We start from the raw sequence: 2,986 nt of genomic DNA, 5'->3' as shown, positions 1-2,986 counted from the left end.
GCTTTGATCCCCGGCAGGCTGAAACAGCGGCGATCAGCTATGAACTGCATGACTATCTGGAGTTGGTTGATTATACCGGGCGGGCGATTCATCCCACCAAGCGGGGTTATATTACAGCGGATACCCCGCCGATACTCGCCAGGCTCGGGATTGATACCGATCACTGGTTGCAACTGATGCGACCGCAAGGCATACATATCGCCACCGTTATCGGCCATAGCACGCGCATTGAAGGCTACCTGAAACGGCACCAACAACGGCATATTGCTGGAGCAACCCAACTGAAACGACTTTTGCAGTAACAACCGACCCAAACTATAGAAGTAAACAAGCAGATATTCGTAGGCTATGGGATGCTTGTGCCCGAAAAAAGCAGATGTCGGGGATACTGGCTCTCAATAGGGGTGGGTTAAAAAATAAAGGACTGCCTTAGCCAGATATAACAGGAATATATGGTTGTGATTTGGAATATGCCTGTCCCTTTATCGCTCTCATTTGGAATATGCCTGTCCCTTTATTGAACTTCAAATACGGCCCGGATCGCAGCCGTTATCTGAAAACCGAATCCAACGGTAACAAAACGATCTATATTGGTAAGCTGTACGAGCGGATCACCAACAGCAACACACCACAGATGATCACCCACAAGCAGTTTATCTATGCCGGTGGTTCACTGGTGGCGATCCACAGCTCCGGTCTGGATAGTCTGGGAGCGGTGAAAGCACCGCAAACCCGCTATCTGCACAAGGATAACCTGGGCAGTGTGGACACCATCACCGATGCGGTGGGTAATATCGTCGACCGGATGAGTTTTGATCCCTTCGGTGGCCGCCGTCAGAACAACTGGCGGGAAGCCACGGCAGGCGTCAATCTGATCCCAGTGTTGACCAACCGCGGCTTTACCGGCCATGAGCATCTGGATGATGTGGGTCTGATCCATATGAATGGTCGGGTATATGATGCGGCGTTGGGACGGTTTTTGAGTGCGGATCCTACCATGCAATTTCCGTATTCGACTCAGGGCTTTAACCGGTATAGTTATACGCATAACAATCCGTTGAAGTATACGGATCCGAGTGGGTATGTGCTGGGTGGTTTTATTGGTCAAAATATTGTCAAACTAGGGCATAGCATTACAAGTTTTGCTGGAGATGTACTTAGAGCTTTCGCTAGTGTGCCTATCATCAATGGCCTCGTTCAGGCTGTAGGGTGTTATATAGCAAACGCGGCATGTCCACAATTTTTGGCAATGTATAATAGCGCAACAACATATGCTGTTACTGGTAATGTAGGATTAGCACTTAGATCAGGGCTCGTAACGCTGGCCAGTTCTGCTGCAGCACAATGGGTTGGGACGACCTTCGACTTTAATACTGTCCCTGTAGCGAATGTCATTGGTAACGGTGTCGTTGGTGGTGTAATGTCAAAGATCCAGGGAGGTACCTTTAAGGATGGCTTTATCGCTTCGGCCTTTGCTGCTTCATTAAAGAATGTTAATAAGGATATTTGGGGTACTAAACTAGAGAATAGACCTTATCGGGTGCTTACGGCTGCGGCGATTGGAGGCACCGCTTCAGTGCTCGGGGGAGGCAAGTTTTCCAATGGCGCGGCTAGTGCCGCGTTTACGCAGATGTTTAATGCGGAGAATTCGTATAATGAACAGACAGAGGGAAATACAGGGCTCAAAGTTTCTCTGGATTGGACATTTAAAGTGGGCAAATTTACTTTTGGTATAAATCAGGATGGTCTTGTGTTGTTTGGGGCAGAGAACGGCGGTCTTTCAGTTGATTCTAACGGGACTGCTTCAGCTGGTAATGTAAATTTAACAGAGGGATCTGCAAAAATTTGTTCATCAGGAAGTGTTGCTGTTTGTGCAGGACAAAATAATGGAGATGCAACAATGTCAGTTAAGATCAGACATAAGTCGGGGGTTACCGTGGAAGTAGAGGGAAAGGATCCTTTGAATCCCGAGAACGGTATGCTAAATGGAAAACTAGGCCTTGGGCCAGCGCATGCTCGAATGTGTGCAGCAGGTTTAGCAAATGACTGCTAGAAGAAAAATACAATTATGTTTGTCTGGAATGGGTATTGTCCTTATCGTAGTAATGATTCTTGCGGGAGCGGCTTTTTATTATTTAAATCATAAGTCGAATATATATGAGCAGGAAATTACACAATTCATGGGGTCGTTTTTGAAGAGTTTTGAGCATGTAGACTCCTCATTTGGCTCTAGCCGAGATACTAAAAATGCATTGATTTCTCTTGGCCAATTTGAGGGGTGTCCTAAAAGGGATGATAATAAGGCTAGCTTTGTTTTTGGAAACACGCCGCGTGCCACTGTTGAGTTTCATTGCAACTTCACTGAATCAAATGCAGTTATTGGGGCAACTTTGGAAAAAGTTGATGGGAGTTGGTATGCGAAAAGCGTGACGGTTAAAAGTCCTCTATTTGTTTTGGATATACCTAATACTAACGATAAATAGATTCATGATAAGAGGATCAAGGGGTCGGAGTGAAGCTCCCCAGTTTAACGGATACTTTTAATTAGCGACAATGTCGTCAAAGGAGTATCTCTATGACCAACAAAAGAAAGCCTTACAAGACATATACCCGCGAGTTTAAAATCGAAGCGGTTCGTTTGATGGCAAAACAAAGGGACAGGCATATTCTAAATCAAAATAAATCATTCTAAATCAGGGCCAGATATGCTTTTATCAAACGTCCCATATGGCTGTTTTATTTATAGATTCTTGCTGATAGAGAGCTGTATCCTGAACAACAATAAAGGGGACAGATTTATTTTCCGGTGGAATTACCACCGTACCAAAGGCTATATCGGAGGGCTGTATAATCGCCGCAACAATAAAGGGGACAGATTTATTTTCCGGTGGAATTACCACCGTACCAAAGGCTATATCGGAGGGCTGTATAATCGCCGCGAGGGCGCGCCTCCTACAGTATTGTTCTCTATCGCAGTTACCCATCA

The 2,986-nt window shown here is 45.6% G+C and carries 3 protein-coding genes and 1 pseudogene; 3 read left to right on the top strand and 1 reads right to left on the bottom strand.

Features of this window, described 5'->3' with window-relative positions; genetic code table 11:
• The 3 genes and pseudogenes from JW499_RS21355 to JW499_RS21345 all read left to right on the top strand — a co-directional run.
• A pseudogene (locus JW499_RS21355) lies at nucleotides 1-302 on the top strand (hypothetical protein); the annotation flags it as partial.
• Nucleotides 303-463: 161 nt separating this feature from the next.
• Nucleotides 464-2,053 carry an RHS repeat domain-containing protein gene (locus JW499_RS21350; RefSeq protein ID WP_205212481.1) on the top strand — a complete coding sequence of 530 codons (1,590 nt, stop codon included), beginning with the start codon at nucleotides 464-466 and terminating at the stop codon, nucleotides 2,051-2,053.
• Complete coding sequence (locus JW499_RS21345) at nucleotides 2,043-2,483, top strand: hypothetical protein (protein WP_205212480.1); 441 nt, start codon at nucleotides 2,043-2,045, stop codon at nucleotides 2,481-2,483. The genes JW499_RS21350 and JW499_RS21345 overlap by 11 nt, the downstream gene beginning before the upstream one ends.
• 231 nt (nucleotides 2,484-2,714) lie before the next feature.
• On the opposite strand, the gene JW499_RS21340 is transcribed toward JW499_RS21345, so the two are convergent.
• Nucleotides 2,715-2,986 (bottom strand): hypothetical protein (locus tag JW499_RS21340; protein ID WP_205212479.1); only part of this gene is annotated, 272 nt, incomplete at its 5' end.

This window comes from Amphritea pacifica (assembly GCF_016924145.1).
Lineage (GTDB): Bacteria > Pseudomonadota > Gammaproteobacteria > Pseudomonadales > Balneatricaceae > Amphritea > Amphritea pacifica.
The sequence above is the reverse complement of the archived record's forward strand: the minus strand, read 5'-3'. Positions and strand labels throughout refer to the sequence as shown.

Coding starts and splice junctions, on each gene's coding strand:
- JW499_RS21345 (WP_205212480.1), top strand. CDS start 2,043: ATGACTGCTAGAAGAAAAATACAATTATGTTTGTCTGGAATGGGTATT.